A 24,419-nucleotide genomic window follows, 5' to 3' on the forward strand; every position below is an offset into this window, starting at 1 on the left:
GTAATGGTGGTGCTGACCGTGCTGCCGTTGTTGTAGACGTCATTGGCTGGCGTCTCGACGTTAACGGTGCCTGTGGTCTGGCCAGCCGCGATGGTGATGACCGAGCCATTGCTCAAGGTCACGGTCACCGGGGTTTGGGCCGGGTTGGTCAGGGTGGCGGTGTAGGTGATCTGGCCGCCTTCGGTCACGGTGTTGCCCGCCGTCAGGGTGACGGTGGTGGTGTCGATGGTGTCGGTGATCTGGGTCACGGCCGGCGTGGTGGGCACGGTCACGGCAATACCAGTGCCACCGGTGGTGCCAGTGACGGTCACGCTGATCTGGCTTGGGTCGTTGTAAACAGTGTCATTCGGCGCGAGTGGAACGTTGACGCTACCGGTCAGCTGACCCGCCGGGATCACGATGACCGCGCCGTTGGACAAGGTCACGGTCAAGGCCGTCTGCGGGGCCTGGGTCACGGTCGCGGTATAGACCAGCACGCCGCCGGCTTCGGTCAGGGTTGGCGTAGCGCTCAGGGTCATCGTCGCATTGAGCACGGCGTTGGCGGTTGTATCCGTAGTATCGCCACCCAGGATGTTGTTATCGGTGGCGGCAGCCGCAGCGAGACCTTCAGTTGGGAAACCGACAGTAGGGTCGACACTACCAGCGGTGGCATCCAGCACCACAAAGCTGTGGCCGCCACCGGTGGCACCGCCCGTACCTGCGGCAGTGGCGCCGGCGGCGGTGGCTTCCAGGGCGGTCGTCGGGTCGACGCCGGCGGCGATGGCTTGTTGCAGCTCTTCTACTGACGGCGCAGCCTGGGCTGTGGCCTGTTCAAGATCGGTGGACGAGTCCGGGGCATTGGCGCTCCACTGGGTATCGCGGCCCAGGTCCAGGGTGCGGCCGTCGGCCAGATCCAATGTGACGGCGCCGGAAGGGCCAGTGTCCAACTGATCGCCCGTGTACAAGCGATCACCTTCAATGAGTACGCGCCGGATGCCCTCAGGGGATACGACGAAAACCTGACCAACAATGCTTTTGACAACGGCAATAACACTGCTCATTGAAGACTCTCCGGGGGCCACGCTCAGTAGACTTCCATGGACCCGCTGGCTTGTAGGCAGCAGCGGTCTGGACGTTCATGTTCACAAAGTAAGGTTATTTGACGCTTTTACATGTCAATATTTTGGCTGTAATTTTTCAATTATTTTGTTTGTGCCAAACTATTGACCTTATGCCGGCCATCCTAAACAATCATTGGCGTAATGTCACATTGATATTTAAGCGGCGACCTGTTCTTTCAGTGCGTGTTTCAGCTCCTGTTTTGAACTTTCCGACATACGGTCATTCCGGTTGCCATCATCCGATGCAGCGCCACGTTTCGCTGTGATCCAAGACAAGTGTTTCAGGAAGAAATCCACCATGCGTCTGTACCTGTTCAAGGCTTTACCTTTTGCCCTCGCCGCCAGTTTCGTACAAGCACAAACCTTGCCGCAGGCCATGCAACAGGCGCTGGATGTCCATCCTGAAATCCAGGCCGGCGTGAACAGTCGCCTTGCGGCGGATTACCAACTCAAGGCGGCCAAGGGTGGCTACCTGCCTAGAGTGGACCTTGCAGCCGGATACGGCCGTGAAGGCACCGACAGCGTCACCACCCGGTCGGGCGGGACCAATCATTGGGAAACCCTGAACCGCAGCGAGTCGAGCCTGCGTCTGTCGCAAATGGTTTTTGACGGTTTTGCGACGTCCAGCGAAGTTGGGCGTCAACAAGCCACCGTCAATGCCCGTGCCTACTCGTTGCTGGACGCGTCCGAGCGCACCGGGTTGACAGTGGCCCAGGTCTACCTGGACGTGCTGACCCGTCGCGAGTTCGTGCGCCTGGCCGAGGAAAACCTCAAGAGTCACGAGCGCATCTTCGACCAGATCAAGCTGCGCACTTCCCGCGGCGTGGGCAGCGGCGCCGACATGGACCAGGCCGAAGCGCGCATGGCCCAGGCCCGCAACAACCTGATCACCGAACAAACCAACCTGGCCGATGCCGAGACCAACTACCTCAGCGCCGTCGGCCAACTGCCCGATCAACTGGAGCGGCCTGCTGATTTTCTGGCGTTGCTGCCGGCCAACCTGACCGAAGCCCGCGCCCAGATGTTGGAAAACAGCCCGGTGCTGCGTTCGGCCGAAGCCGACATCGCCGCGGCCGAGCAACAGTACGAAGCCGCCAAGTCGAGCTTCTACCCACGCTTCGACGCCGAGCTGGGCCGCACTGCCGACAACGACCTGGACGGCCAGAACGGTCACAACAATGAATGGCAAGCCATGCTGCGCATGCGTTTCAACCTGTATGCCGGCGGCAGCAACAAGGCGGACCTGGAATCCAAGTCGTACCTGTCCAACCAGGCGCTGGACATTCGCAACAACGCGCTGCGCCAGCTCAACGAAGAGCTGGGCCTGGCCTGGAACGCCTTGAACAACGCCAACGCCCAGGTGCCGGTCGCCCAGCAATACGTGGATCGCAGCGCCAATGTGCGCACTGCCTACCAGAAGCAGTTCAGCCTCGGCGAGCGGACCCTGCTCGACTTGCTCGACAGTGAAAACGAGCTGTTCAGCGCGTCCCGTCGTCTGGCCGAAATCAAGAATGTGCAGCTGTTCACCCAGTACCGGATCAAGGCGACCATGGGCCAGCTGTTGAAAAGCCAGGGTGTGGTCGCGCCGTTGGCATCGGTTGTGCAGAACGACATGAAGCCCAAGGTTCAGTTGCCTGGGATGAATTGAGTCCTACCACCCGTTTTAATCAGTCAGAGTACAGAGCGTGGAATCAGAAGTCAGTCCAGTCGAACTAGTTCATGACCCGCGCACGCTGCACGACGACCCGCTGCTGGACGGCTTGCTGGCGCTTTGCATGCTGCATCAGAAGCCGGCCAGCGCGGCAATGCTCACCACCGGCCTGCCGCTGCCCAAGCAGCGGCTGAGCGTCGAATTATTGTCGCGCGCGGCGGCCCGTGCCGGCCTGCAAGGTCGGGTGCTGCAACGCAAGCTCGAACAAATCCCGACCATCGCCATGCCAGCGCTGTTGTTGCTCAAGGACGGCCGCAGTGCCGTGCTGCTGGGCTGGGTCGGTGACGATCAGGCGCGGTTGCTGCTCAGCGAAAGTGATGGCGGTGAGGTGACCATCAGCCGCGAACTGCTGGCCGATGACTACAGCGGCAAGGTGTTCTTCGCCCAGCCGCAGCATAAATTTGACGTTAACCACGGCACGCTGATTCCTCGGGCGCGTTCGTGGTTTCGCGACACCCTCAAGCGGTCCCGCTGGCTGTATGCCGATGCCATTGCCGCGAGCCTGCTGATCAACATCATCGCCATGGCCGCGCCACTGTTCGTGATGAACGTCTACGACCGCGTGGTGCCGAACCAGGCCGAATCGACCCTGTGGGTATTGGCCGTTGGTATCACCGGCGCCTATGTCTTCGACCTGATCCTCAAGATGCTGCGTAGCCTGTGTCTGGATCTGGCGGGCAAGAAAACCGACCTGATCATCTCGGCGACGCTGTTCGAGCGCATCGTCGGTATGTCCATGAAATACCGCCCGGCGCGGGTCGGCAGCTTTGCCCAGAACATCCATGAGTTCCAGAGCCTGCGGGATTTCCTCGCTTCGCTGACCCTCACCAGCCTGATCGACCTGCCATTCACCCTGCTGATCTTCATGGTCATCGCGATTATCGGCGGGCACCTGGTGTGGATTCCGGTGCTGGCATTCCCGATTGCCTTGCTGATCGGCTACGCCTTGCAAAAGCCCTTGGTGGCAACCATGGAACGCACCATGGCCCTGGGCGCCGAGCGCCAATCCAGCCTGATCGAAACCCTGGCCGGCCTGGACGCGGTGAAGGTCAACAACGCCGAGAGCGAGCGCCAGTACCAGTGGGAACAGACCATCGGCACCCTCAGCCGCCTCGAACTGCGGGTGAAGATGTTGTCCGGCCTGGCGATGAACATCACCTTGCTGATCCAGCAACTGGCCGGGGTGATCATGATCGTCTTCGGCGTTTACCTGATCATCGCCGGCAACCTGAGCATGGGTGGGCTGGTGGCCTGCTACATGCTCAGCGGCCGTGCCCTCAGCCCGTTGGCTTCGCTGTCGGGCCTGCTGACCCGCTACCAACAGGCGCGGGTGACCATGACCTCCGTCGACCAGATGATGGAGCTGCCCCAGGAGCGCAATTTCGACGAGCGCCCGCTCAGCCGCAAGGTGTTGCAGGGCGCCATTGAATGCCGTCAGTTGAACTTCACCTACCCGAACCAGCAGAACCCCGCGCTGAAGAACATCAACCTGGTGATCAAGCCGGGCGAGAAAATCGGCATCATCGGTCGCAGCGGCTCGGGCAAGAGTTCCCTGGCCAAGTTGCTGGTGGGGCTTTATCAACCCGATGACGGCGCCTTGCTAGTGGACGGCGTGGACATCCGCCAGATCGACGTCAGCGAGCTGCGCTACAACATTGGCTACGTGCCCCAGGACATCCAGCTGCTGGCCGGCACCCTGCGGGACAACCTGACCTCCGGCGCCCGTTACGTCGAAGATGAACTGGTGCTCCAGGCCGCGGAACTGGCGGGCGTGCATGAGTTCGCGCGCCTGCATCCGCAGGGCTATGAACTGCAGGTCGGTGAGCGCGGACAAAACCTGTCCGGTGGCCAGCGCCAGAACGTCGCCCTGGCCCGCGCATTGCTGCTCAACCCGCCCATCCTGTTGCTGGACGAACCCACCAGCGCCATGGACAACACGGGTGAAGAACGCTTGAAACAGCGCCTGGCCGCCGTGGTGGAAAACAAGACCGTGTTGTTGGTGACGCACCGGGCATCCTTGCTGTCGTTGGTGGACCGCCTGTTGGTGATCGACCGTGGACAGATCCTTGCCGACGGCCCGAAAGCCGCCGTCATGGAAGCGTTGAAGAAGGGGCAGATCAGTGTTGCTTAAATCAGGTTTCAGGGGCGCTGTGGGCCGCTATTTCAAAGGCTCCGACTCGCTGCACGGCCAACCGCTGCCCGAAGTCAACAAGGCGCTGATCGAGGACGCTCCCCGGGTGGTGCGCTTGACGATCTGGGGCATCATCGGCTTCTTTGTGTTCCTGGCGCTGTGGGCCAACTTCGCCGTGATCGACGAAGTGACCAAGGGCGACGGCAAGGCGATTCCCTCGTCCAAGATCCAGAAAGTCCAGAACCTGGAAGGCGGCATCGTCGCTGAGCTGTTCGTCAAGGAAGGTCAGATCGTCGAAGCCGGCGCACCGTTGATTCGCCTGGACGACACCCGCTTTGTCTCCAATGTCGGCGAAACCGAGGCCGATCGCCTGTCCATGCTGTTGCGGGTCGAGCGCCTGAGTGCCGAGGTCGATGATCGGCCGCTGAACTTCCCGGCCGATGTGCTCAAGGCGGTGCCGGGCCAGGCCGCCAGCGAGGAGTCGCTGTACATCAGCCGCCGCCAGCAGTTGCACGATGAAATCGGCGGCTTGCAGGAGCAGTTGATCCAGCGCCAGCAGGAACTGCGCGAATTCGTGTCCAAGCAGGCGCAGTACCGCTCCGGCCTGGCGCTGCAACGCCAGGAAATCAACATGTCCGAGCCGCTGGTGGCCCAGGGCGCGGTATCGCCGGTGGAAGTGCTGCGGCTCAAGCGCGCCGAGGTCGAGACCCGTGGGCAACTGGACGCCACGACGCTGGCGATCCCGCGTGCCGAATCGGCGATCAAGGAAGTGCAGCGCAAGATCGACGAGACCCGCGGCAAGTTCCGCAGCGATGCCCTGACCCAGCTCAATGAAGCACGCACCGACCTGAACAAGGCCCAGGCCACCGGCAAAGCCCTGGAAGACCGGGTGAGCCGGACCCTGGTGACGTCGCCCGTGCGCGGCATCGTCAACAAGTTGCTGGTGAACACCATTGGCGGCGTGATCCAGCCCGGCAGCGACCTGGTGGAAATCGTGCCGCTGGACGATACCATCCTGGTGGAGGCGAAAATCCGTCCCCAGGACATCGCCTTCCTGCACCCCGGCCAGGACGCCACGGTGAAATTCACCGCATACGACTACACCATCTACGGCGGGATGAAAGCCAAGCTGGAACAGATCGGCGCCGATACCATCACCGATGAAGACAAGAAGACTACTTACTACATCATCAAGCTGCGCACCGAACGCAGCCACCTGGGCACTGATGAAAAACCGCTGCTGATCATTCCGGGCATGGTGGCGTCGGTGGACATCATCACCGGCAAGAAAACCGTGCTCAGCTACCTGCTCAAACCCATCATCAAGGCTCGGGCCGAGGCGCTGCACGAGCGGTAGTCCACAGCTGCCAATCGATGACTGGATAGCTTTTGTGGCGAGGGAGCTTGCTCCCGCTTGAGTGCGCAGCGCTCATCGCTTTTTTGGGGGCCGCTGCGCGACCCAGCGGGAGCAAGCTCCCTCGCCACAGGACCGTGTCGTTCCCTCAAGTTCTGCCATATGCTTATGCATTTTTAATATTTAAATTAACTTTCTTATACCCTTAAAGTCATCCCCCTGCGTACCTGCCGACCAATCGGCGCGCCGCACGACACAAACCAACACGGTAACGCCGTGAGTTTTGATCGAGTGCGCGCCGGTTCAAGCGCGCCGTGCGTGGGAGTGATGTATGTCAGCCGTCTCTTATTCTCCGGATTCCCGTACCCCAAGCGCCGCGAGCATCGCGCCGCAAACGTTCGAAATCCGACCGTTCATCGAAGCCGTCGGTGCCGAGATCATTGGGCTGGACCTGTCCCGGCCGATCAACGACCAGGACTTCGCCCGCATCCACCGCGCCCACCTGGATCATCATGTGGTGGTGTTCCGCGACCAGCAAATTACCCCGGAACAGCACATCGCCTTCAGCCGTCGTTTTGGCGTACTGCAAATCCATGTGCTCAAGCAGTTCCTGCTGGCCGGGCATCCGGAAATCCTCATCGTTTCCAACATCATCGAAAACGGCCAATCCATCGGTCTCGGCGATGCCGGCAAATTCTGGCATTCGGACCTCTCCTATAAAGAACTGCCCAGCCTCGGCTCGATGCTCCACGCTCAGGAATTGCCTAACGAAGGCGGCGACACGCTGTTTGCCGACATGCACAAAGCCTGGGAGGGTTTGCCCGATGCGTTGCGCAAAGCGGTGGAAGGCCGTTCGGCGGCTCACTCTTACACGGCGCGCTACAGCGAGACCAAATTCGAAGGCAACTGGCGCCCGACGCTGACGCCGGAGCAACTGGCCCAGGTTGCCGAAGTCGTCCATCCCATCGTGCGCACCCACCCGGAAACCGGGCGCAAGGCGTTGTTCGTCAGCGAGGGCTTCACCACCCGCATCGTCGGCTTGCCGGAGGACGAAAGCCAAGCGCTGCTGGCCGAGCTGTATGCCCACAGCGTGTTGCCGCAAAACACCTATCGCCATCAATGGCAGCCCCATGACCTGGTGTTCTGGGATAACCGCTCGCTGATCCACCTGGCCGCCGGTTGCCCGAGCCATCTGCGCCGCAAGCTGTACCGCACCACCATCCAGGGCGACGCCCCTTTCTGATCGGCTGCGCCTGGCGCAAAGAGCTTGGAGAATCACCATGTCCAAACGCATCGCTTTTGCACCGCTGGCCGCCGCCATAGGCCTGGGCTTCAGTTTACTGGCCGGCAGCCTGGTTGCGCCCGCCAGCGCCCACGCCGAGGGCGAGATTCGGATCGCCGAGCAGTTCGGCATCGTTTACCTGCTGCTGAACGTGGTCCGCGATCAACAACTGATCGAGAAGCACGGCAAGCAGGAGGGCATCGATATCAAGGTCGACTGGAACCAACTGTCGGGCGGTGCGGCGGTCAACGATGCGTTGCTGTCTGGCTCTATCGACATTGCTGGGGCTGGTGTCGGGCCGTTGTTGACGGTCTGGGACCGCACCCGTGGCAAGCAGAACGTCAAGGCCGTGGCCTCCCTGGGCAACTTCCCTTATTACCTGTTGAGCAACAACCCCAACGTCAAGACCATCGCCGACTTCACCGAGAAGGACCGCATCGCGGTGCCAGCGGTGGGTGTTTCGGTGCAGTCGCGCTTCCTGCAATACGCCGCCGCCAAGCAGTGGGGCGACAAGGACTTCAATCGCCTCGACAAGTACACCTTGGCCGTTCCTCACCCGGATGCCACGGCGGCATTGATCGCCGGCGGCACCGAGTTGACCGGGCACTTTTCCAACCCGCCGTTCCAGGACCAGGCCCTGCAAAACCCCAGTGTCCACGTGGTGCTCAATTCCTATGACGTACTCGGTCCGAACTCGCCCACGGTGCTGTTTGCCACCGAGAAATTCCGCGATGAAAACCCGAAGACCTACAAGGCATTCGTCGAGGCGCTGACCGAAGCGGCCGAATTCGCTCAGAAGGACAAAGGCGCGGCGGCGGACACCTACCTGCGGGTGACCCAGGCCAAGATCGACCGGGCGACATTGCTGAAGATCATCGATAACCCGCAGATCGAATTCACCGTCAACCCGAAAAACACCTACCCGCTGGCCGAATTCCTCTACCGCGTCGGCGCGATCAAGAACAAACCGGCATCGTGGGAAGACTATTTCTTCCAGGACGCCAAACCGCTGCAGGGGAGCTGATTGTCATGACCGCGCTTTTGCAAGGCCACGCGGCCAGCAACCCCACCTCTACCGGTACCGCGTTGTTGTCGGTGGATAACGTCAGCCTGGAATACCGCACCCCGCAGCGTGTGGTGCGGGCGACGCACCAGGTGAGTTTCGAAGTCGATCCGGCGGACCGTTTCGTATTGCTCGGCCCCTCCGGCTGCGGCAAGTCCACCTTGCTCAAGGCCATTGGCGGTTTCATCGCCCCGTGCGAAGGCGAGATTCGCTTGCAAGGCCAAACCGTCAGCGCGCCGGGGCCGGACCGGATCGTGGTGTTCCAGGAGTTCGACCAACTGCCGCCCTGGAAAACCGTGAAGCAGAACGTGATGTTCGCGCTGTTGGCGTCTGGCACGCTCAAGCGTCGCGAAGCTGAGGAGCGGGCGCTGCATTACCTGGACAAGGTTGGTCTGGCGGCGTTTGCCGATGCGTATCCCCATACGTTGTCCGGCGGCATGAAAGCTCGCGTCGCGATTGCCCGGGCGCTGGCGATGCAGCCGAAAATCCTCTTGATGGACGAGCCCTTCGCCGCCCTCGATGCCCTGACCCGGCGCAAGATGCAGGAAGAACTGCTGCTGCTCTGGGAAGAGGTGCGTTTCACGCTGTTGTTCGTCACTCACTCGATCGAAGAGGCGTTGGTGGTGGGCAATCGCATCCTGCTGCTGTCACCGCACCCCGGGCGTGTGCGGGCCGAAGTCCACAGCCATCAATACGATCTGCATAGCCTCGGTGGCGTGGGGTTCCAGCATACGGCGCGGCGGATTCATGGCTTGCTGTTCAATGAAGGCCAGCCGCTTGAAGCCGAGCGTGAGCTGGATTTCACCGACATTCGTATCGCGTACTGAGGGGAACATTCCATGAGCCATTTGTCGCCCGCGCGCGAAGAATATGAAGTCGACCTGCAACCTTTGACCCACGTGCCGCTGGAGCGGGAGCTGCCCCTCGGCCAGCGCCTCTGGCAACAGGGCTGGCTGCGCAAGAGCCTGATCCTGTTGCTGCTGGCGGTGGTGTGGGAAGCCGTGGCCCGCTACCAGAACAACGACCTGCTGCTACCGGGCTTCCTGCAAACCGCCAACGCGTTGTACGACGGTCTGCTCAGCGGCGAGCTGCTGGGCAAGGTGTGGATTTCCCTGGTGGTGCTGATCAAGGGCTACCTGCTGGGCATCGTCCTGGCGTTCGGCCTGACCACCCTGGCGGTGTCGACCCAACTGGGCCGCGACCTGCTCAGCACCCTGACATCGATGTTCAACCCGTTGCCGGCCATCGCCCTGTTGCCGTTGGCGCTGCTGTGGTTTGGCCTGGGGCAGAACAGCCTGATTTTCGTGCTGGTGCATTCGGTGCTGTGGGCGCTGGCGTTGAACATGTATGCGGGTTTTCTTGGCGTCTCGGAAACGCTGCGCATGGCTGGGCGCAACTACGGGCTCAAGGGCCTGCGTTTTGTGCTGTTTATCCTGATCCCGGCGGCGTTGCCATCGATCCTCGCCGGGCTGAAAATCGGCTGGGCCTTCGCCTGGCGCACCCTCATCGCCGCCGAACTGGTGTTCGGCGCCACCAGTGGCAAGGGCGGCCTGGGCTGGTACATCTTCCAGAACCGCAACGAGCTGTACACCGACAAGGTGTTTGCCGGGTTGGCGGTGGTGATTTTGATTGGGCTGTTGGTGGAGAACCTGGTGTTCGACAGTTTGGAGCGGGTGACGGTGAAGCGTTGGGGGATGCAGCGGTAAAAAAGAAGCTGGCTTACTCAGAATCAGCCCCAAAATTCCTATACGAATTAAACTGGTCAACCCGGTTGGAACGGAGTTGTTCGGCTTGAGCAGCTAGATTGAACTCACGTTCTGTCTCCAGGTTTCTCTTGGCTGCTTCGTTTGCAAGCGTGAGATGTTCGTTGGATGGTTTGGTACTTTTAAGCTTCGTCATGTAGGTGCGGCCGTGTTCTTGATTCCGTAATTTGGTACTCGGGATTTTCGAAGTGCGCGTCGTGGCGGAAGGAGGCAGTGTTTCTCGAGTGAGGAGTTTTCGAAGTTCAGTCGACATCTTTTTCTGTGTCCCCCCTATAACGAGCTTACTGACTTCATTTCGTGCTCGATTTACGCCGCTGAAAATAGTTGAGACCGCGCTATTGACAGAGTTTGCGGCACTGGTAGCGCGTGTCATGGCAGTTCGCAGCCCGCCAATGAACTTCAGTATAAAGCTCGAAGCCCAGCCCAAATAGTGCCCCGTCGGATCCGAGTTCATCACCGGTTCCCCACCGCAATACATATACGCATTCAGCCCACCTTTACCAAACGGGCTCAAACTGTCCGGGCTATGAAAGCGCATCAGCCGTGGGTTGTAGACGCGGTAGCCATTACCCAAAAAGTACCATTGAGGTATTGCTTCGCGCCGTTCGCCATTGAAACCCAACTGGGATATGACCCCATGTTGTGCTGATTGATGACCGTACGGGGAGTACGCAATGCGATTGGGGTTACTCGCGTCGAGTTCAGCAAGTACCGAATTTTTGAGATCCACTGCCAGCAACACCGTCCGCGGCTGGCTCGGCTTCTCTTGATCGTTCGGTCTGCTTTGAGTCATACGAAACACTCGCAAGCGTGAGGCTCGAAACTGTTGGCTTTAGTTCTACACCTCTGGCGCCGGTTGGAGAACTATCAGAACTGCTAGTTGTTCCACATTCCACCCCAGGAGCAAGCTCCTGGAGGGAAAATACTGGCAGCTCGAACCCGTGGCGAGGGAGCTTGCTCCCGCTGGCCTGCGAAGCAGGCCCCTGCGTTTCTTCAGGCGGACCGCGTTGCCGGGTTTTGCGACTGCTGCGCAGTCGAGCGGGAGCAAGCTCCCTCGCCACGGGTTCTGGGTTGTCTGGGCTGGCGTCATCGCGAGCAAGCTCGCTCCCACAGTTGACGGGCGTTGATCTCGATATCTCAGTCGACACAAAACCCCTGTGGGAGCGAGCTTGCTCGCGATGGCGGTTTTCAATCCACCACAGGAATGTCAGCCCGAAGCCTGGACCTCAAGCCGATCCATCGCCCGCTCCACCAATAAATGCACCCCATCGGTCATGCGGCTGATCGCCAGGATGACACTGCGGCGGCTGCCTTCAACGTCATCCGCCAGGTCGGCGGCGATGGCGCTGATGGACAGCAGGTCTTCGGAGGCATTGGCCAACAGGGTTTCGGTGTCGATGTCCGGGGCGACCATGAAGAGTTGGGATGCTTGGGTTTTACCCGAGGCTTCATCGGCCGGTTTGGGGTTGAGGTAGTAGTCGAGGGCGCGCTCGGCGGCTTCGTCGAGTTTTTTGGTTTTTGAGGATTTGTCGGAGTTGCCAGGGCCTCCTGGCGGATTCGGAGTTACCTTGAACATGTTTTGGCTTCCTATTCAATCAGAGCCGCCCTAGCTCGCTTGCACGCGATATAAGGGTGGCAGCTATGTGAGGGTGTGCAAGACCGAGTAGGAACCACCAAAAAAACCTCGGCAGACCCGAAGGTCTCCCCACACACAGCCGCCATAAAACACGGGCACGAATGCTCATTAAATGGCTGGTGGCATTATTTGGCGTTCTTTTACCCGGACTTGCACGTCCGTGTCACCGTTTTTTCAGTGACAAACCCAGACTAGCGGTGAGCCCCGAGCCGAACAAGTTCACCAACATCGCTACAACTTGAAGGAAATCTCCTAGGACCTGTTGCTTACTGAAATGGAACACCGAACCTGTGGCGAGGGGATTTATCCCCGTTGGGCTGCGCAGCAGCCCTGAAACCAGTCTCCTCGTTGTGTCAGGCTGCGGGTGTTCAACCATTTGGGGCTGCTGCGCAGCCCAGCGGGGATAAATCCCCTCGCCACAATTGCGTTCGGCTTGGGCGTGGGGAACGCCTCAGGTGTTCAGACGCGGATTTATTTATCGTTGGCCGGCCCGTTAGCCAGATAAAGCCACCTCCTTTTCCATTAGACTTGCGACCCTCCAGCAAGCCTTCAGGACACGGAATGCCAGTCCCTCAAAGCACCCTTCGCAAAGCCCTGGTCGTTTGGCTCTATGCCGCCGCCCTGATGCATCTGCTTGCCGGCGTCACCCTGAGCTGGGCAGGCCATTCGGGCTTGCTCGATGGCTACCTGCAAAACATCGAACAGGCCTTCTGGGGCGCCGCCGCGGTGCCCGCGACGGCCAGGGCACAACAGGTCTGGTGGCTGGCCTTGTTCGGCGCCACGTTGCAAAGCTATGCGTTGTACATGCTCGCCCTCGTGCACATTGGCAATCGACTGAAGCGCGCCATGCCTTGGGGTTGGATCATCGCCGGCATCTTGCTCTGGGCGCCCCAGGACATGCTGATTTCTGTCCAGGCACGGGTCTGGTCGCACCTGTGGTTCGACAGCCTGGCACTGCTCGTTTTATTGCCGCCGCTGTTTTGGCTCTATCGCCACGACCGCCGCACCTCCCTGACTGACAACGCGTCGAGTGATGCAAACCATGCCTGACTTTTCACTGCTGGACTGGGCCATCACCCTGCTGATTGCCCAAGCGATCCTCGGTGCGCTGGATACCCTGTATCACCACGAACTGACCGTCGCCTTGCCCTATCGCCACAGTGCCCGGCTGGAGCTCTCTATCCACGCCCTGCGCTCGTGCTTCTACGGGGTCCTGTTCCTGGGCATGGCGCACTTGGCCTTCGAGGGGACGTGGGCGATCGTCATCGCGCTGCTGTTCGCGCTGGAGATCGGCCTGACGCTCTGGGATTTCGTGGTTGAGGACCGGACCCGCAAGTTGCCCGCCATCGAGCGCATCATGCACACGGTGCTGGCGGTCAACGGCGGGGCCTTCTTCGCGTTGTACGGCGTGCAACTGGCGCAATGGGCGAATTTGCCGACCGGCCTGAGCGCGATCGACCTGGGCTGGCGCGGTTGGTTGCTGACCTTGTTCGCCATCGGGGTCACGGCCTCGGGGATTCGCGACGGGTTGGCGGCCTTGCGCATGCAGCGCGCGGGCAAGCCCGCCAACCCGTTTGCCGGTGGCGCCTACAAGCGCGTGCTGGTGACCGGGGGCACCGGGTTTATCGGCGAGACACTGGTCAATCAACTGCTCGATGCCGGGCACACGGTCAGCGTGCTGGCTCGCGATCCATTGAAAGCGGCCTATCTGTTCGACGGCCGCGCCCGGTGCCTGCGTTCGTTGGGCAAACTGGGCCATGACGAAACCTTCGATGTGGTGATCAACTTGGCAGGCGCACCGGTGGCCGGGCCGCGCTGGAGTCCCAAGCGTCAGGCGCAACTCATCGCCAGTCGGGTCAATACCACTGAAGCCTTGATGACCTGGTTGAAAAACGCCCGGCACAAACCGGCGTTGTGGATACAGGCCTCGGCCGTCGGTTTTTACGGCGTGCGTGACGCCAGCGAAAGTCTCGATGAAAGTGCCGCCCAGGGTGATGGTTTCATGGCTGAACTCTGTGTGCGTTGGGAAGCCTCAGCCCGGCCCGCCACTGAGTTGGGCGTGCGCCAGGTGGTGATGCGCCTGGGCGTGGTGTTTGGCCCGGGCGGCGCGTTGCTGCCGTTGCTGATTCCGTTTCGCCTGGGGTTCGGCGGGCGGATGGGCGATGGTCGGCAGATCATGAGTTGGGTGCACCGCGACGACGTCATCCAAGTGATCGCCCGGGCTTTCGATGACGAAAGCCTGAGCGGCACCTACAACCTGGTGGCGCCAGAAACGGTCAGTCAGGCGCTGTTCGCCGAAAGCGTCGGCAAGGTACTCAAGCGTCCGGTGTGGTTCCACATTCCTGCCGCGCCGGTGCGTGCCCTGGCTGGCGAGATGGCCCAGCTGTTTTTCGACGGCCAGCGCGTGGTGCCCAATCGTCTCGTCGAGGCCGGTTATACGTTCCGGTACCCGACCCTCGACGCTGCCTTGCGCGACCTGGCCTGAGGAGCGCCCATGAGCAAGCCCCGGATGTACCTGCTGGCCGGCAACGGAAGCGCCGCCGATTGGTGGGACGACGCGTTGCCGCATTTTCAGCACCACGACGTGGTGCCGCTGGAGCTGCCTGGCTTTGGTAACAACCCTCAGGCCCCCTGCGAAGACCTGGCGGCCTACGCCCAGGCGTTGCTGGCGGCAACGGACAAGGGCAGCGCGATCATGGCGGTCGGGGTCAACGCCTTGCTGGTGCTGCACGCCTTGCAACGTCAGCCGGGGCATTTTTGTCGCAGTGTGTTGTTGGCGCCGGTTGGTGCTTTTTTGTGGCAACGACGGCTGCCGGCGTTGATGTCGCCACTGCCGATTCGCAAGACCATTCACTGGCTGCTCTCGAACAAGCCGACGCTGTTTGCCCACAAATTCTCCCGCCAGACCTGGACGCCCGCGCAGTACCAGCGCATGGGCGCCGGCTATGCTCGCTGCCGCGCCTTTGTGCCGCTCTGGGATCAGTTGCGTGCGGACACCGCACTGCCGCTGCTGGAATGGATCACCGACCCGGTCGAACTGGTCTGGGGCGATCAGGACAAGGTGCTGGGCATCGCCCAGGCGGCGGCCTGGGCGGCCATTCTTGCCCGTGCCGATTTGACCATCAGCCTGAAACCCGGTTGGGGCCACTACCCGTGGATCGATGCGCCGGCCGAGTTCGCCGCATGGCTGGAGTCGGGCGAGCGTGGGTTCGTCGCGCACACCAAGGGTGGGCGCTTGCGCCTGGCGGAACTGGCCGGGCTGGCGGTGCCTGCGGCGCTGTCGCTCAACGGTTGCCATGATCCGCGCTTGCCGGCGTTCCTGAGCAGTCAACCGGACGCTATCTGGGCGGTGCGTTCCTCCAGCTACGGCGAGGACCAGGCCGACGCGGCGAATGCCGGCCTGAGCACCACGTTCCTGCGTGAACCGACGCACAACGTGCCGGCGCGCATTGTCGAGTTGAGTGCGGCAGGTGTCGAGGAAGTGGTGGTGCAGCGCTTCATCGCACCACGGTTGTCCGGGATTGCCTTCGTGCGCCACCTGTCCGTCGAACTGGAATGGGTCGAAGGTCACCTGGAGTCGTTGGCCGATGGTCAGGTGAGCCCCGAGCGGGCGATCCTTTCCCGCCTCGGCGCGTCGTGGAGCAGCGGCACATTCAAGCCCGCCCATGGCCTGACCGAAGACGTGCTATGGCGTTTCCTGCAAGGCGTGCTGCGGGTCTTCCACTACGTACCCGGCGACGTTGAATGGGCCTGGGACGGCACGCAACTCTGGCTGCTGCAATACCGGCCGATCAGCGACTACGGCTGGCGCCGCCACCTGACCGCCGCCAACATCGCCGAGATCCTGCCGCCGCAACCCAGCGTGTTGGTGGAGTACGCCCAGCGCCGCGCGGCGGCGAGTATTCCGGCGATCATGGCGCGTTGGGACTCGCGGGTGTTACAGGACAGCGAGCCGTTCACGGCGGTGTTTGGCGGCGCGTCGTACATCAACAACGACCTGTTTCTCGCCCGGCTGGCCGACTGGGGCATCAGTGCCAGCAGTTACGCCGGCGAGGTTGGCGGCGCGACACCGCACCTGCCTTGGCGGCCACTGTGCCTGCTGCGTTCGCTGCCGTTGTTCCTGCGCATGCAACGCATCGCTCGTGGGCATCTGCTCACGCTCGAACACGGCTTGCGGCGCTTCGACCGGGAGCTGTTCGAACTGACCACACAAGGCGCCGACGGCCAGCAACTAGCCGACTGGTTCACCCGCTTCTACGTGTTCGTGGTGCAAGGCAACCTGTGCATCGCCAGCGCGTTGGCCAGCAGCGGCGGCGACCTGTTGGGGCGCCCACCGACCGCCTATGACGACCTGGAACACAGTCCCCATCGCCTGCCGTGGGAAACCGACCCGGCGACGCCACGCCCGGCGCCGACCGAGTTGCCCTTGCAGGCCTTCCCACAATGGCCCCTGGCGATTCGTGTTGCCCATTCGACGGGTCTGCCGGGCTTACGCGGTTACTACCTGCAAGTGCGCGAATGGTATCGCGACAACCTGATGCGGATGTTCTTCCGCCTGCATCACGCCATGCCGGCGGCTGACCGAGCCCATTGGTTCGCGCCGCACCCGGACATCCGCACCCGCGATGGCAGCTTCTGGCAGGACGGTCGTGAAGGCACCGAGCAGGCCAGCGGCTTCATGATTTATCCGGGGCAGGCCCGCGGGATTCTGGGTGAGGACATTCTGCTTGAGGACACCCTGGACCCTGGTCGCCATGCACACTATCAAAGCGCCCGAGCCGTTATCGCACGCATGGGTGGACGTTTGTCCCACGGCTCGACGCTGCTGCGTGAGTTGCGCAAACCCTCGGCGGTGTTGCCGCAGGTGGATGTGGGTTGGTTGGGGCGTGAGGTGGTGTATTGCGATGGGGAGTTGAGGTTGGTGGAGTAGGCAGCGCGAAGGCTGTCGATCACGGAACCTGTGGCGAGGGAGCTTGCTCCCGCTGGGTTGCGTAGCGACCCCAAGCATTTGAATGCGATCTGCCTGACACACCGAGGCGCCAGGGTTTGGGACTGCTGCGCAGTCCAGCGGGAGCAAGCTCCCTCGCCACAGGGAGTGAGTTCAATTCAGGGGCTGTTCTCAATCCCCAGAAACGAAAAAACCGGCCGAAGCCGGTTTTTTCACCCCAACAGCCAGAGAATTTAATCTCTGCGTACGAGGTTGAGCGAGTGAATCGTTGGTGGAGTAGGCAGCGTGATCTGCGTCGATCACGGAACCTGTGGCGAGGGAGCTTGCTCCCGCTGGGTTGCGTAGCGACCCCAAGCAATTTGAATGCGATCTGCCTGACACACCGAGGCGCCAGGGTTTGGGACTGCTGCGCAGTCCAGCGGGAGCAAGCTCCCTCGCCACAGGGCGTGTATGACCACCAAATTTCTTGCCTCCCTTGACGCCCCCCACCGCTGTCGTAGACTCCGCCCATCCGTCAGGGAGTAACGGTCATGCGACGTTTGAGTAGTTGGGTTGTGGGATTGACCTTTGTAGCGTGCACGGTTCAGGCACAAACGCCTGCTGCCGACGATCCTTTGCTGGAAAGCAGTGTCACGGCCAGTGCGCCGAGTGGCAACGAGGCGCGAGGGGTGCTGCGGGCGCGGGACCAGGCGGTGCTGGCCAGCGAGTTGGCCGGGCGTATCGTCGAGTTGCCGTTCAGTGAGGGCGAGTCGTTCAAGAAGGGCGACACCCTGGCGCGTTTCGATTGCTCGGCGTATCAGGCCCAGCTCAACGCGGCCCAGGCGGCCAGCCGGGGTGCTGGTGAGGAATTGGCGCATAACCGGCAACTGGCGCAATTGAAATCAGTCGGGCGTTTTGAGGTGTCGCGGGCCGAGGCCCGGCTCAATGAGACCCAGGCACAGTCCCAGGTGTATCAGGTTCAGGTCAAGCGCTGCAGCGTGGTCGCACCCTTCGATGGTCAGGTGGTGGCGCGCAAGGTCCAGCGTTATGAAAGCGTGGCCGCTGGGGCGCCGTTGCTCGATGTGGTGGACAACCGCACTCTGGAAATCCATCTGCTGGTGCCGTCGCGCTGGATGAACCGGCTCAAGCCCGGCCAGCCTTTCACGTTTATTCCCGATGAAACCGGCAAGCCATTGCAAGCGACGGTCAAGCGCTTGGGCGCGCGCATCGATGAGGGTAGCCAGACCTTGCTGCTGGTGGCGACCTTGCCGGATGCCACGGGGCTGTTGTCCGGCATGAGTGGTACCGCGCGTTTCGCGGAGCCCAAGTGAACGCGCCGATCACCGGCAACGCCGAGCAGGTGTTCGCCCGCTTCCTCGACCTGGAGCGCCAGACGCGTGCTGCACGTACCCCGGCGCAACTGAGCTACAGCCTGGTCAACGACGGTCAGGCCCTGTTCGGCTTTCGCCATGCCGCGCTATTGATCGCCGGCAAGGTCCAGGCCGTGACGGGCGTCAGCGCCGTGGAGCCGAACGCACCGTTTGTGGCGTTCGTCGAACAGGCGGTGGCGCAGTCGTTCAAGCAGGGGGTACTGAATCAGGCCCGGGTGATCGCCGCCGAGGGGATGAGCGAATCCATCCGGGCAGACTGGCGAAGCCTGTCGGCCGGGCAGGTGTTCTGGCTGCCGTTGATCGATCATCAAGGCCAGGTGTTCGGCGGCTTATGGCTGGCCCGCGACCTGCCATGGACCCCTGCCGAGCAAGTACTGTTATCGCAACTGGGCGACACCTACAGCCATGCGTGGCTGGCGCTGCAACCGCGCAAGCCGTGGCGTCTGCGTTGGACGCGCAAGCGCCAGGTCGCCCTGGTGGCGGTGTTGCTGCTGGGCTTGCTGATCCCGGTGCGCCAGTCCGTGTTGGCCCCGGCCGAAGTGGTGCCATTGGGCGGGCAGGTGGTGGCGGCGCCGTTGGATGGGGTGATTGCCGAGTTCCTGGTCAAGCCCAACCAGACGGTCAAGAACGGCGACCTGCTGCTGCGTTTCGAAAGCACCAGCCTCAAGGCCCAGGCCGATGTGGCCGAGCGTGCGTTGGGCGTGGCTGAGGCCGAACTCAAGGCCAATTCCCAGCGTTCGTTTGTCGACGCTGAATCCAGTTCGAAGATTGACTTGCTGGCCGCCCGCGTCGAACAGAAGCGGGCCGAGCGCAACTACGCGCTTGAGCTGCTCAAGCGCAGCGAAGTCCGCGCCGAGCGCGACGGCATTGCGGTATTTGCCGACGCCGAGCGTTGGCTCGGCAAGCCCGTGCAGACCGGCGAGCGACTGATGGAAATCGCCGACCCGAACCAGGCCGAGTTGCGTATTGAATTGGCAGTGGGCGACGCGATTGCCCTGGAGCCCGGTGCGCAAGTGGCGTTGTTTCTCGACAGCGACCCGTTGCAGCGGCACCTGGCCTGGCTCGAGCGCTCGGCCTATGAAGCGCAGCCTACCGCCGCCGGGCAGTTGGCGTACCGGTTGGACGCGCGTTTCGATGCCACGGCGCCGCGCATCGGCCTGCGGGGCACGGCGAAGGTCTTTGGCGACCGCGCGCCGCTGGCGTTGTACCTGCTGCGTCGGCCACTGGCCGGCCTGCGCCAGAGCGTAGGCCTGTAGCATGGACTTGCCGAGCCTGCGGCCGGACCTGCAGTTGTCCGCGGCGGCGCCGGACCCGGACGGTTCGCCGCAGTGGACCTTGGCTGATCCGGTGCGCGGGCGCTATTTCAAGCTTGGCGCCGCGGCCATGCGCATGTTGCGGCACTGGTCCCTGGGCGATCCGGAACAGGTGCTGCAAGCCGCAAACCGCGAGCCGGGCCTGCCGCTCAATGGCGAGTCGCTGGAGCAACTGCTGGGTTTCTTGCGCGGCCATGACCTGATCAGCGCGATGGACCCACAACAGCGCGACAGTTACCTCTTCAAGACTGCCGCACAACGCCAGAGCCTGTGGCAGATCCTGCTGCATCAATACCTGTTTTTTCGCATCCCGCTGTGGCGCCCGGACGCCTTTCTCAACCGGGCCTGGCCCTGGTTGGCGCGGTTCGGCCCCGGGATCCTGCGCTATGGCCTGCCGCTGACCCTGGGCCTCGGCATCTTCCTGGTGTCGCGGGACTGGCAGCGTTTCATCGCGACGTTTCCGCACCTGTTCAGCCTGGGCGGTGCGCTGGCCTTCGGGGCGGCGTTGCTCTTCGCCAAGCTGTGCCATGAGTTCGGCCATGCCTTCATGGCCAAGCGCGCCGGTTGTCGTGTGCAAAGCATGGGCGTGGCGTTCATGGTGCTGTTGCCGATGTTCTATACCGATGTCAGCGATGCCTGGCGGATCAACGATCGTCGCGCGCGGTTGCTGATTGGTGCCGGCGGCGTCCTGGCCGAATTGTTGCTGGCGTGCATCGCGCTGCTGGCCTGGTCGCTGCTGCCCGACGGGCCGGCGCGCACCGCGGCGTTCATGCTGGCCAGCGCCACCTGGATCACCACGCTGATCATCAACTTGAACCCTTTCATGCGTTTTGACGGGTATTTCCTGCTCAGTGATTTCTGGGCGGTGGATAACCTTCAGGGACGTGCGTTCGCCCTGTGCCGCTGGCGCCTACGCGAAGCCTTGTTCGGTTATGGCGCGGCGGCGCCGGAACCCTGGTCGCCGAAGATGCGCCGGCGTTTGCTGGTCTGGGGATACGGCTCCTGGCTGTGGCGGGCATTGTTGTTTTTCGGGATTGCCCTGGCGGTCTATCACCTGTTTTTCAAGGTGCTGGGCATTTTTCTGATGATGGTGGAATTGGTGTGGTTCATTTTTATGCCCATCGTGAGTGAGTGGTGGCAATGGTGGAGTCGCCGCGAGCAAGCCCGCGGAGGGCGGATGCTCCTGAGCGGCCTGGTGTTGCTGGCGTTGCTGTTGGCGTTGCTGTTGCCCTGGCGCAGCGCGGTGGAAGTGCCGGCCATGCTCGAGGCCGGACGGGCCAGTGCCTTGCATGCGCCAGTGGCGGCGCGGGTCAAGCAGGTGAATGTGCGCGACGGCCAGGCCGTGGCCCAGGGTGATGTGTTGATTGAGCTGGAATCGCCGGACATGGCCTCGCGCCTGGCTATCGTGCGCCGGGAAATCCAGATCCAGCAACTGCAGATGCGTCGTCAGGCCGGGCGCAGCGAAACCGCAGCCGATGCCGGCATCATCGAACAGCAACTGGCCGAAGCGGTGGCCGAGTACCGAGGCCTGGTGGCCCAGCGCGAACGTCTGTTGTTGCGTGCTCCCCATGCCGGCCAAGTGCGCGACTTGTTGCCGCAACTGTCGGTAGGGCGCTGGCTGTCACCGACGCAGGTGCTGGCGCGGGTGGTGCAGCCCGATTCGCGGTTGCGCGGGTACCTCACCGAAGCCGAGCTCTGGCGGGTCGGGCCGGGTGCCACGGGACGGTTCATTGCCGACGATCCGATGCACCCATCGATTGCCGTGCAGTTGAATGAAATCGACACCAACGGCGTGGCCTGGGTCGAACAACAAGCGTTGACGTCCGACCACCATGGGCCGATTGCGGTGCGCCGGGATTCGCAGCAACGGGCCGAGCCGGTGCAGGCGCAGTATGGCGTGCGCCTGAGTGCCATTGACGATTCGGCCGCGCCGGTGCAACCGCTGCGTGGCGTGGTGGTGTTGCAGGGGCAGGGCGAGTCGGTGTTGGGAGCGGCCTGGCGTCGGTTGGCGGCGTTGGGTGTCAGGGAAAGCGGTTTTTAAGGAGCGAGCATGGATTCAGTGGCGGCGGAGGGATTGGTGGTGCGGCCATCGCGGGTCAGCGATGGTCCGTTCTTGCAGAGCCTTTACCAGGCGGCACGACCGGATCTGCAGTGGATCGACGGCGAGCATGAGCAGGTGCGGCAGGTGATTGCCCAGCAGTTTCAAGTGCAGGAGCAAGGGTTGGGAGAGTGCTTCCCCAATGCCATGCATTACGTGGTGGAAAAACTCGGCACCGCTATCGGCGCCTTGAGCACTGATTTTGGTCCCAATGAAATTCGCGTGCTGTACCTGGCCTTTATCCCTCAGGCCCGCGGGCAAGGCTATGGCCGGGCGGTGCTGCAAGGGGTGCAAAAAGCCGCGCAACAGGTCCGCTGCCCGGTGGCGACCGTGGTCTGGACCAGCAACCCCCACGCGCGTCGGCACTACCTGGCGCTGGGTTTCGAAGTGCAGGAAAGCAACCCGGCGGCGGAGCGGTTGGTCTGGTATCCGAAAGGCAACTGAACAGTGCCTGACTGGTCACCTGTTCAATATGGGAGCGGGTTTGCTCCCACAAGGGATCATCAGTTTTTAGTTAAACGCGATGTAGAAGTATCCCAGCGCCGGATCCCGTCCCATGGGCGGCATCCGTGATACGAACACCCCCTCGATCTTGCCCAGTTCCGGCACCTCCAGCCCGCACAGGCCGTCCACGAACGCGGTGCTCTCCAGGCTGTTGAACTCGACGCTGAAGGGCATGCGCTCGGTGTTCGGCATCTTCGCCCGAGGTGTTTCTTCAAGGGTTTCGAAGCGCACCGGCAGGCAACTGCCGTCGGGCAGGGTCAGGCTGCCGGTCTGGCCTAGCAGCGGTTGGAAATGGCGGCTATGAACCTGTTGCAGCATGTCGACACTCCAAAAGGCCGGAGGACCGCAGCCCTCCGGCGGTTTATCAGTTACGGGTTGGGAATAGACCGTTCAAGGCGACACTGAAGTTGACCACCAGGAACGGGTTCATGACCGCCATTGGCAAGCCGTTGCCCGCGGGGGAAATCGTGCCGTCGATGCTCGTGCTCACGCCCTTGACCGGCACTGGTGAGGCGCCGATCTGATCGGAATAAATCGCCGCCGAGCCAGGCCCGGTGCCCGAGGTGCCGATGAACGAGTTGGTGGCCGTCGGCGTATTCACCGGGTTGCTGGCCGGGTTTGCCAGTTGCAGGGTGGTGGAGGCGGTGAGTCCCGCCAGGGTGTGAGTGTGGGCGGGCAGGTTGCTGATCGTTGCAGTGACGTTTTCGGTGCCGGAGACTTCGCCCATGACCCGCGGCGTCAGACCCTGGCCGTTGCCTTGTCCCAGCGGCAGGCGGCCTTGCAGATTGGGGAGCATGAAGTTGGTGGTGCCGTTGCCTCCGTAATACGTGCCGAGCAAGGAGAACAAAGCCTGGTACTGGGCAATTGGGAGGCTCTGCCCGTTGCACTGAGCCCACCCATTGGGGGCGAAGTTAAAGGCAAACGGTTGGATGGTGCCCATAAATACTTCCATAGATTCCTCATCCCTTCAGATTATTGGTATGGCAATGCCGCCAGGATCCAAGGGAGGGTAGTGCGGTCAGCCCGATGCCTTCATTCCCTGGCCTGGTCACGCACGGCTGAGCGTAGACGGGGATGTCTCATTCTGCTGGGCAGCAATAGAGGAAAAATGTGGTCGATCGGCTTAATCGATTCAGGTTCGCGTCGCCGCTATACCGTCCATCTTTTTTACAGAATTGGCTGATTTTGATGTCAAAGTACCACTAGGCGAAGATTGTTTCCTCGGCTACGCTTCGCGATATAAAGGGACTACAAACAGGTGAATGGATTGCCGCAGTTTCACTTTATTTCCGGTTTACCGCGCTCAGGCTCGACCCTGCTTTCTGCCATTTTGCTGCAGAATCCGCGCTTTCATGCCGGGATGACCAGTCCCGTCGGTTCGCTGTTCAGCACCGTCCTGCAACAATGCAGCGCCGGCAGCGAGTTCGGTTCGGTGATCGACACCGACCTGCGCCGCCGCCTGTTGCGTGGCCTCTTCGATTCCTACTACGCCGACAAAGCCGATAAACCGGTCATCTTCGACACCAATCGCCAATGGTGTGCCCGTTTGCCTGCCCTGCAGGACCTGTTTCCCCAGGCCAAGACCATCGCTTGCGTGCGCAACGTTGCCTGGATCCTCGACAGCCTGGAGCGCCTTTATCGCGCCAATCCGTTCGAGAACACCAAGCTGTTCAACGACGATGACGAGCGCAACACCGTCTACAGCCGCTGCGAAACCCTGGCCCAGCGCAATCGTCTGGTGGGGCTTGCCTGGACGGCGCTCAAAGAGGCCTATTACGGCGAGAACGCCGAGTCGTTGCTGGTCGTTGACTACGACCTGCTGAGCCAGGCACCGGAGCGGGTCATGCGACTGGTGTACGAGTTTATCGGCGAGCCCTGGTTCGAGCACGATTTCAATCACTTGACCTACGACGCACCGGCCTTCGACCAGGCACTGGGCGTTGCCGGCCTGCACAAGGTCAAGCCCAAGGTCGCGCCGCAAGCTCGACGCACCCTGCTGCCGCCGGATCTGTTTGAAAAGTATGCCGAGTTGTCGTTCTGGCGCGATGGGTCCGCAAGCGCCGCCAATGTCATTCGTATGAAAACCGACGCCGCCGTCAGCTGACTGCGGTTTTTTTTCATTTGTGTTCAAGAAGTTCGAGTCCAG

Annotated in this window: 21 protein-coding genes; 15 read left to right on the forward strand and 6 right to left on the reverse strand. The window is 62.0% G+C overall.

All coding sequences use genetic code 11. The features are described from left to right. Both BLU76_RS07070 and BLU76_RS31465 read right to left on the reverse strand, forming a co-directional pair. Positions 1 to 1,040 (reverse strand): retention module-containing protein (locus BLU76_RS07070; protein WP_092222174.1); only part of this gene is annotated, 1,040 nt, incomplete at its 3' end. Between the two features lie 216 nt (positions 1,041 to 1,256). Continuing rightward, positions 1,257 to 1,400 (reverse strand): hypothetical protein, encoded by a 144-nt coding sequence (locus tag BLU76_RS31465; RefSeq protein ID WP_161951741.1) that lies wholly within the window; start codon positions 1,398 to 1,400, stop codon positions 1,257 to 1,259. Between BLU76_RS31465 and BLU76_RS07075 the strand changes: the two genes are divergently transcribed. The 7 genes from BLU76_RS07075 to BLU76_RS07105 all read left to right on the forward strand — a co-directional run bounded on the left by BLU76_RS07075 (position 1,399) and on the right by BLU76_RS07105 (position 10,347). Beyond that, positions 1,399 to 2,748 carry a TolC family outer membrane protein gene (locus BLU76_RS07075; protein WP_092151074.1) on the forward strand — a complete coding sequence of 450 codons (1,350 nt, stop codon included), beginning with the start codon at positions 1,399 to 1,401 and terminating at the stop codon, positions 2,746 to 2,748. The genes BLU76_RS31465 and BLU76_RS07075 overlap by 2 nt on opposite strands. Positions 2,749 to 2,785: 37 nt before the next feature. Next, positions 2,786 to 4,942: a type I secretion system permease/ATPase gene (locus tag BLU76_RS07080; RefSeq protein WP_092222176.1), complete on the forward strand. Its 2,157-nt coding sequence runs from the start codon at positions 2,786 to 2,788 to the stop codon at positions 4,940 to 4,942. Further along, positions 4,932 to 6,299 (forward strand): HlyD family type I secretion periplasmic adaptor subunit, encoded by a 1,368-nt coding sequence (locus BLU76_RS07085; RefSeq protein WP_063323481.1) that lies wholly within the window; start codon positions 4,932 to 4,934, stop codon positions 6,297 to 6,299. The genes BLU76_RS07080 and BLU76_RS07085 overlap by 11 nt, the downstream gene beginning before the upstream one ends. A 328-nt stretch (positions 6,300 to 6,627) precedes the next feature. Next, positions 6,628 to 7,539 (forward strand): TauD/TfdA dioxygenase family protein, encoded by a 912-nt coding sequence (locus tag BLU76_RS07090; RefSeq protein ID WP_092222178.1) that lies wholly within the window; start codon positions 6,628 to 6,630, stop codon positions 7,537 to 7,539. A 37-nt stretch (positions 7,540 to 7,576) separates the two neighbouring features. After that, positions 7,577 to 8,602: an ABC transporter substrate-binding protein gene (locus BLU76_RS07095; RefSeq protein ID WP_092222180.1), complete on the forward strand. Its 1,026-nt coding sequence runs from the start codon at positions 7,577 to 7,579 to the stop codon at positions 8,600 to 8,602. 5 nt (positions 8,603 to 8,607) lie between these two features. Next, entirely contained in the window at positions 8,608 to 9,468 is an 861-nt protein-coding gene (locus BLU76_RS07100) for an ABC transporter ATP-binding protein (protein WP_092222182.1), read from the forward strand. 12 nt (positions 9,469 to 9,480) lie between these two features. Next, the gene (locus tag BLU76_RS07105) at positions 9,481 to 10,347 is read left to right on the forward strand and encodes an ABC transporter permease (protein WP_092151086.1); all 867 of its coding nucleotides are present in this window, start codon (positions 9,481 to 9,483) and stop codon (positions 10,345 to 10,347) included. A 13-nt stretch (positions 10,348 to 10,360) separates the two neighbouring features. On the opposite strand, the gene BLU76_RS07110 is transcribed toward BLU76_RS07105, so the two are convergent. Together BLU76_RS07110 and BLU76_RS07115 are read right to left on the reverse strand one after the other, a co-directional pair. Beyond that, positions 10,361 to 11,197: an RHS repeat-associated core domain-containing protein gene (locus tag BLU76_RS07110; protein WP_092222184.1), complete on the reverse strand. Its 837-nt coding sequence runs from the start codon at positions 11,195 to 11,197 to the stop codon at positions 10,361 to 10,363. A 414-nt stretch (positions 11,198 to 11,611) separates the two neighbouring features. Further along, complete coding sequence (locus BLU76_RS07115) at positions 11,612 to 11,980, reverse strand: DUF6124 family protein (RefSeq protein WP_092222186.1); 369 nt, start codon at positions 11,978 to 11,980, stop codon at positions 11,612 to 11,614. Positions 11,981 to 12,601: 621 nt separating this feature from the next. Between BLU76_RS07115 and BLU76_RS07120 the strand changes: the two genes are divergently transcribed. From BLU76_RS07120 to BLU76_RS07150, 7 genes are all read left to right on the forward strand, one after another. Then, a complete protein-coding gene (locus tag BLU76_RS07120; RefSeq protein ID WP_170867286.1) occupies positions 12,602 to 13,090 on the forward strand; it encodes a cell division protein in 489 nt (162 codons plus the stop codon). Beyond that, complete coding sequence (locus BLU76_RS07125; protein ID WP_092222544.1) at positions 13,083 to 14,525, forward strand: TIGR01777 family oxidoreductase; 1,443 nt, start codon at positions 13,083 to 13,085, stop codon at positions 14,523 to 14,525. The genes BLU76_RS07120 and BLU76_RS07125 overlap by 8 nt, the downstream gene beginning before the upstream one ends. Before the next feature lie 9 nt (positions 14,526 to 14,534). After that, entirely contained in the window at positions 14,535 to 16,970 is a 2,436-nt protein-coding gene (locus BLU76_RS07130) for an alpha/beta hydrolase (protein ID WP_092222188.1), read from the forward strand. 548 nt (positions 16,971 to 17,518) lie between these two features. Further along, positions 17,519 to 18,298 carry an efflux RND transporter periplasmic adaptor subunit gene (locus BLU76_RS07135; protein WP_092146640.1) on the forward strand — a complete coding sequence of 260 codons (780 nt, stop codon included), beginning with the start codon at positions 17,519 to 17,521 and terminating at the stop codon, positions 18,296 to 18,298. Continuing rightward, positions 18,295 to 19,614 (forward strand): efflux RND transporter periplasmic adaptor subunit, encoded by a 1,320-nt coding sequence (locus BLU76_RS07140; RefSeq protein ID WP_092222190.1) that lies wholly within the window; start codon positions 18,295 to 18,297, stop codon positions 19,612 to 19,614. The genes BLU76_RS07135 and BLU76_RS07140 overlap by 4 nt, the downstream gene beginning before the upstream one ends. A gap of 1 nt (position 19,615) precedes the next feature. Next, the gene (locus tag BLU76_RS07145; RefSeq protein WP_092222192.1) at positions 19,616 to 21,712 is read left to right on the forward strand and encodes a site-2 protease family protein; all 2,097 of its coding nucleotides are present in this window, start codon (positions 19,616 to 19,618) and stop codon (positions 21,710 to 21,712) included. Between the two features lie 9 nt (positions 21,713 to 21,721). Then, positions 21,722 to 22,213, forward strand: coding sequence for a GNAT family N-acetyltransferase (locus BLU76_RS07150; protein ID WP_092146634.1), 492 nt, complete (start codon positions 21,722 to 21,724; stop codon positions 22,211 to 22,213). A 66-nt stretch (positions 22,214 to 22,279) separates the two neighbouring features. On the opposite strand, the gene BLU76_RS07155 is transcribed toward BLU76_RS07150, so the two are convergent. Both BLU76_RS07155 and BLU76_RS07160 read right to left on the reverse strand, forming a co-directional pair. Then, complete coding sequence (locus tag BLU76_RS07155; RefSeq protein ID WP_092146632.1) at positions 22,280 to 22,591, reverse strand: DUF6916 family protein; 312 nt, start codon at positions 22,589 to 22,591, stop codon at positions 22,280 to 22,282. 46 nt (positions 22,592 to 22,637) lie between these two features. Beyond that, positions 22,638 to 23,225 (reverse strand): phage tail protein, encoded by a 588-nt coding sequence (locus BLU76_RS07160; RefSeq protein ID WP_092146630.1) that lies wholly within the window; start codon positions 23,223 to 23,225, stop codon positions 22,638 to 22,640. A 306-nt stretch (positions 23,226 to 23,531) separates the two neighbouring features. Between BLU76_RS07160 and BLU76_RS07165 the strand changes: the two genes are divergently transcribed. Continuing rightward, complete coding sequence (locus BLU76_RS07165; protein ID WP_092146628.1) at positions 23,532 to 24,377, forward strand: sulfotransferase family protein; 846 nt, start codon at positions 23,532 to 23,534, stop codon at positions 24,375 to 24,377. The last annotated feature ends 42 nt before the right edge of the window (positions 24,378 to 24,419 follow it).

Source organism: Pseudomonas sp. NFACC08-1 (genome assembly GCF_900106735.1).
In the GTDB taxonomy this organism is placed as follows: Bacteria; Pseudomonadota; Gammaproteobacteria; order Pseudomonadales; family Pseudomonadaceae; genus Aquipseudomonas; species Aquipseudomonas fluorescens_Q.

What these genes read in the sequence shown, in the direction of transcription:
- BLU76_RS07105 (WP_092151086.1), top strand. Translation starts at nt 9,481, where the DNA reads ATGAGCCATTTGTCGCCCGCGCGCGAAGAATATGAAGTCGACCTGCAA.
- BLU76_RS07150 (WP_092146634.1), top strand. Translation starts at nt 21,722, where the DNA reads ATGGATTCAGTGGCGGCGGAGGGATTGGTGGTGCGGCCATCGCGGGTC.
- BLU76_RS07115 (WP_092222186.1), bottom strand. Translation starts at nt 11,980, where the DNA reads ATGTTCAAGGTAACTCCGAATCCGCCAGGAGGCCCTGGCAACTCCGAC.
- BLU76_RS07130 (WP_092222188.1), top strand. Translation starts at nt 14,535, where the DNA reads ATGAGCAAGCCCCGGATGTACCTGCTGGCCGGCAACGGAAGCGCCGCC.
- BLU76_RS07145 (WP_092222192.1), top strand. Translation starts at nt 19,616, where the DNA reads ATGGACTTGCCGAGCCTGCGGCCGGACCTGCAGTTGTCCGCGGCGGCG.
- BLU76_RS07095 (WP_092222180.1), top strand. Translation starts at nt 7,577, where the DNA reads ATGTCCAAACGCATCGCTTTTGCACCGCTGGCCGCCGCCATAGGCCTG.
- BLU76_RS07160 (WP_092146630.1), bottom strand. Translation starts at nt 23,225, where the DNA reads ATGGAAGTATTTATGGGCACCATCCAACCGTTTGCCTTTAACTTCGCC.
- BLU76_RS07090 (WP_092222178.1), top strand. Translation starts at nt 6,628, where the DNA reads ATGTCAGCCGTCTCTTATTCTCCGGATTCCCGTACCCCAAGCGCCGCG.
- BLU76_RS07125 (WP_092222544.1), top strand. Translation starts at nt 13,083, where the DNA reads ATGCCTGACTTTTCACTGCTGGACTGGGCCATCACCCTGCTGATTGCC.
- BLU76_RS07120 (WP_170867286.1), top strand. Translation starts at nt 12,602, where the DNA reads ATGCCAGTCCCTCAAAGCACCCTTCGCAAAGCCCTGGTCGTTTGGCTC.
- BLU76_RS31465 (WP_161951741.1), bottom strand. Translation starts at nt 1,400, where the DNA reads ATGGTGGATTTCTTCCTGAAACACTTGTCTTGGATCACAGCGAAACGT.
- BLU76_RS07155 (WP_092146632.1), bottom strand. Translation starts at nt 22,591, where the DNA reads ATGCTGCAACAGGTTCATAGCCGCCATTTCCAACCGCTGCTAGGCCAG.
- BLU76_RS07075 (WP_092151074.1), top strand. Translation starts at nt 1,399, where the DNA reads ATGCGTCTGTACCTGTTCAAGGCTTTACCTTTTGCCCTCGCCGCCAGT.
- BLU76_RS07110 (WP_092222184.1), bottom strand. Translation starts at nt 11,197, where the DNA reads ATGACTCAAAGCAGACCGAACGATCAAGAGAAGCCGAGCCAGCCGCGG.
- BLU76_RS07100 (WP_092222182.1), top strand. Translation starts at nt 8,608, where the DNA reads ATGACCGCGCTTTTGCAAGGCCACGCGGCCAGCAACCCCACCTCTACC.
- BLU76_RS07135 (WP_092146640.1), top strand. Translation starts at nt 17,519, where the DNA reads ATGCGACGTTTGAGTAGTTGGGTTGTGGGATTGACCTTTGTAGCGTGC.